This is a genomic window from Brevibacillus sp. SIMBA_040, from assembly GCF_046535075.1.
GTDB lineage: Bacteria > Bacillota > Bacilli > Brevibacillales > Brevibacillaceae > Brevibacillus.
This window is the reverse complement of record NZ_JAWRXI010000253.1, coordinates 1-261: the sequence shown is the minus strand read 5'-3', so window position 1 is coordinate 261 and position 261 is coordinate 1. Positions and strand designations below refer to the sequence as shown.

The following is a 261-nucleotide window of genomic DNA, read 5'->3' as shown; positions in this document are numbered from 1 at the left end:
CCTTGTTATTCAGTGCCGTGAACAGGTCGCCGTATGGCATGCCCGGCCCTACAACGTTACCGTTTGTTTGCAGTTGCGCTGATCCGGCATTTACGTTGTTATATTGATACGTTTGACCGTCGTCAGTGACTTGCCACGGGACCGCGTTATATGCGCTATTGATAACTTCAAGACCCCCGTTGTCACGGGCGCGAAGATAGACGCTCGATGCACCGACGCCTGCACGTTGGTTCTGTAGTCCAAAATCGGCTTGCCAACCAG

1 protein-coding gene is annotated in these 261 nt (G+C 53.3%); it reads right to left on the bottom strand.

Annotation, left to right across the window (positions count from 1 at the left end; translation table 11 throughout):
• Positions 1-261 (bottom strand): hypothetical protein (locus SB752_RS32740; RefSeq protein WP_410719554.1); only part of this gene is annotated, 261 nt, incomplete at both ends.